General features: G+C 69.0%; 4 protein-coding genes. 2 read left to right on the top strand and 2 right to left on the bottom strand.

Features of this window, described 5'->3' with window-relative positions:
• On the bottom strand, positions 1-207 hold a 207-nt coding region (locus RDU12_RS14355; protein ID WP_308685309.1), incomplete at its 3' end, for a GcrA family cell cycle regulator.
• 302 nt (positions 208-509) lie between these two features.
• Between RDU12_RS14355 and RDU12_RS14350 the strand changes: the two genes are divergently transcribed.
• Positions 510-1,331, top strand: a complete 822-nt coding sequence (locus RDU12_RS14350; protein WP_300292445.1) for an ABC transporter permease — start codon at positions 510-512, stop codon at positions 1,329-1,331.
• Here the strand turns inward: RDU12_RS14350 and RDU12_RS14345 are convergent.
• Positions 1,328-1,828, bottom strand: coding sequence for a nuclear transport factor 2 family protein (locus RDU12_RS14345; RefSeq protein ID WP_300292444.1), 501 nt, complete (start codon positions 1,826-1,828; stop codon positions 1,328-1,330). The genes RDU12_RS14350 and RDU12_RS14345 overlap by 4 nt on opposite strands.
• A gap of 163 nt (positions 1,829-1,991) precedes the next feature.
• Here RDU12_RS14345 and RDU12_RS14340 point away from each other — a divergent pair, with 163 nt between their 5' ends.
• On the top strand, positions 1,992-2,915 hold the full coding sequence (locus RDU12_RS14340) for a M28 family metallopeptidase (RefSeq protein WP_300292442.1): 924 nt from the start codon (positions 1,992-1,994) through the stop codon (positions 2,913-2,915).
• Positions 2,916-3,137 lie beyond the last annotated feature (222 nt).

Raw genomic sequence — 3,137 nt, 5'->3', positions numbered from 1 at the left:
GGGGCGCGGACGCGACGGGCGGAAGGTGGCGCGGGCCGGCTGCGACGGGGCGGCCCGGCCCGACAGGCCGAGGCGGTGCACCTTGCCGATCACGGCGTTGCGGGTGACGCCGCCGCCCAGCTGTTTGGCGATCTGGCTCGCCGACTGGCCCTCCAGCCAGAGCTTCTTCAGCGCGCCGACGCGGTCTTCAGTCCAGCCTGCGGTCATAGCCACCCTCCGGGTCTCGGATTCAATATATGGGGTCCAGACTGCCCTCCCGGGGCCTCGACCTACCACTAATCGTAAACGAGGCCCTAACAGACGCAAGATGTGCGAATCAGTCCGTCCACAGAAACCAGATGTAGGGATGGTTAACGGCGGGGCGAGGGAATAGGGGCGAGGGGCGAGTAGGGAAGAGCGCGTTTCACCTCCGGTCGGGGGGGGCCGGCTATCCTTCCCTCGCCCCTCGCCCCTCGCCCCTCGCCCCTCGCCCCTTGCATACTGCCGCCCCCGGCCGCATCTCCGCCCCCATGACCGATCTCGCCTCGACCCGTCCCGCCGGCCTGCCGCAGCCCCGCAGCTATCACGGCGTCAACTGGATCGGGGTCCAGACCCTGTACCTGCGCGAGGTGCGCCGCTTCTGGAAGGTCGGGGCCCAGACGGTCGCCGCCCCGGTGGTCACGACCCTGCTCTACATGCTGGTTTTCGTGGTGGCGCTGAAGGGGGCCCGGCCGCCGCTGCACGGCACGCCCTTCGCCGAGTTCGTCGCTCCCGGCCTGATCATGATGGCGGTGCTGAACAACGCCTTCGCCAACGCCTCGTCCAGCCTGATCCAGGCCAAGATCATGGGCACCTCGACTGACTTCCTGACCCCGCCGCTCAGCCCGCTGGAGCTGACCATCGGCTTCGCCCTCGGGGCGGCGACCCGCGGCGTCGTGGTCGGCCTGGTCACCGCCGTCTGCGTCCTGCCCTTCGCCCGCCTCGGCGTGACCAACCTCGCGGCCATCCTGTGGTTCAGCCTGACCGCCTCGCTGATGATGGGCATGCTCGGCGTCTTCGCCGGCCTGTGGGCCGAGAAATTCGATCAGCTGGCGGCGGTGCAGAATTTCCTGATCATGCCGATGACCTTCCTCAGCGGCACCTTCTACCTGGTCGACAACCTGCCCGAGCCGTTCGCGACCATCAGCCACTTCAACCCGATCTTCTACATGATCGACGGCTTCCGCTTCGGCTTCATCGGCCATGCTGAGAGCAACGTCTGGATCGGCGTGGCCATGAGCGCGACCCTGACCCTGGTCATGGCCTGGGCCTGCTGGCAGGTGTTCCGCTCGGGCTGGCGGCTGAAGAGCTAGGGGGCCGCCGCCGCGTGGTCGTAGCTGAGCACCCGGGCCAGCTTCCATTCGCCGTCGACCTTCTGCCAGATGTGCACCAGCCGGGCCGACCCGACCTGCTGTTCCTGGCCGTCGACCAGTTCGAAGAAGACGTGGTCGGCGATCTGGATCGCGCCGAAGCCCGGCAGCGGATGGACCTCGAGGCTGTCCTCGATCAGCGCCCGTCGCAGCCCGACGCCGTCGTCCGCGCAGAACGCCATGATGTCGACCATGACCCGCTCGCGGGGCTCGGTCAGGCCCGTCACGTCGTGGTAGAATTCCAGGTCCTCGCGAAAGATCCGGTTCATCGCCGCCTCGTCGCAGTTCCGGGAGGCGGCGAACAGGGCGGTGTCCATGGCGGCGATCTGCGTGCGCAGATCATCCTCCGGCGCTGACTCCTGCGCCCGGGCGACTCCGGCGACCAGTATGGCCGTGACGGCCAGGGCGCCCAGCTGGTGAATCCCGCGACGTTTCGACATCCGCACCTCCCGTTTCGATCAGGCCGCGAGCGTGTAGGCCGGGCGGCGAGGGGGCAAGTTAAGGCTCTGTCACCTGTTCATGCGCTCCGGATAGTGACCGCGTTTTAAGATGCGCCGGACCGGCAGGCGCGCTAGCCATGCGCCTTCGTCTCAAGGGGGTTCCATGCTGTTCCGTTCGCTCGCCGCCGCCGCGGCGCTTCTCGCCGTCGCCACTCCGGTCGCCGCCCAGGACATCGACCTGCGCGCCCAGGTCGCCGCCTACGTCCAGCCCAGCAATGCGGCCCGGACCGACGTCGTGGTCGCCCAGCTGCGCGCCGCCGGCTTCGATCCGGTGATCGAGACCTTCGTTGGGGGCAACCGCCAGACCGGCGAGATGGAGGGCCGCAACGTCGTCGTCACGATCGGCGACGGCCCGCGCGAGATCCTGCTCACCGCCCACTACGACGCCGTGGTGCTGCGCGACGGATCGATGTCCCAAGGCGTGGTCGACAACGCCGCCTCCGTGGTCGGCGTCATCGAGGCGGCGAAGATCCTCCGGGCGAAGGACCTGGACCACCGCGTCCGCATCGTCCTGTTCGACCAGGAGGAGCTGGGCCTTATCGGCGCGCGCAAATGGATCGAGGCCCACGGCCTGACGAACGTCGCCGCCGTCGTGAACTCCGACGTCGCCGGCTATGGCGACACGATGATGTACGGCCTCAACAACGGCCCGCAGTCGGCCGGCGTCACCCGGGCCGTGCGCGAGGTCTGCGCCGAACGCGCCATGCATTGCGTCGGCTTCCCGGTCTATCCGCCGTCGGATGATCGCGCCTTCTCCGGCGCCGGTCTGGGTGACAGCGCCGCGCCGGCCGCGGCGGTCCCGACCGTCTCGCTCGGCTTCCAGGATCATGTCGGCGCCCACCAGATGTGGCTGGCCTTCAACGGCGGCGAGACGACGGGTCTGGCCGAGGGCTTCGTTCCCCGCGTCTTCCAGCTGATCCACTCGGCCGACGACACCATGGAGCAGGTCGACCCCGCCACGGTGAAGACCGCCGGCGAGGTCTATGCGGCGCTGGTCGAGCGGCTGGACGCGCAACTGGCCAATTGACCCGGCCCCGCTTCCTTCTCCCCTTGCGGGTGGAGGGCGACGCCCGACGGGTGGCGACCGATGGCTGGCGGATGAGGGGTCTCGCCGGCCTATGGCCCGCGTCAGCCCTCGGCGCTTTCCCCGCCGTCGGCGGGTTCATCACAACGACCACGAAGGATTCACGAAGAACACGACGGGAGCGAGCTCCCGGGACCCTTCGCGGGCCTTGCCCGCCATCCGATC

The organism is Brevundimonas sp., assembly GCF_031082345.1.
Lineage (GTDB): Bacteria > Pseudomonadota > Alphaproteobacteria > Caulobacterales > Caulobacteraceae > Brevundimonas.
This window is presented reverse-complemented; position numbering and strand designations above follow the sequence as displayed.